Annotated in this window: 1 protein-coding gene; it reads left to right on the top strand. The window is 74.0% G+C overall.

Annotation, left to right across the window (positions count from 1 at the left end; genetic code table 11):
- Positions 1-30: 30 nt before the first annotated feature.
- Positions 31-434 (top strand): HAD family hydrolase (locus EHS43_RS45885; protein WP_185806706.1); only part of this gene is annotated, 404 nt, incomplete at its 3' end.

The following is a 434-nucleotide window of genomic DNA, read 5'->3' on the forward strand; positions in this document are numbered from 1 at the left end:
AGTCCCACGTCCCGCGTCCTGGAGCTGCCGATGACGGCCACCGCCGCCCCCACCGTGCTCACCGCCCGCGCCCTCCTGCTCGACATGGACGGCACCCTCGTCAACTCCGACGCCGTCGTGGAACGCATCTGGCGCCGCTGGGCCGACCGCCACGGGCTGGACGGCGACGAGGTCATGAAGGTCGTCCACGGTCGCCAGGGACACGCGTCGATGGCGGTCCTGCTGCCCGGCAGGCCCATGGAGCAGAACCTCGCGGACAACGCCCGCATGCTCGCGGAGGAGACCGCGGACATGGACGGGGTGGTGGCGATACCGGGGGCCCCGGAGTTCCTGGCGTCCCTGTGGGGGCTGCCGCACGCCCTGGTGACCTCGGCCGACGTCCCGCTGTCCACGGCCCGGATGGCGGCCGCGGGGCTGGGACTGCCCGACGTCCG

Source organism: Streptomyces sp. RP5T, from assembly GCF_003933965.1.
Taxonomy (GTDB): domain Bacteria; phylum Actinomycetota; class Actinomycetes; order Streptomycetales; family Streptomycetaceae; genus Streptomyces.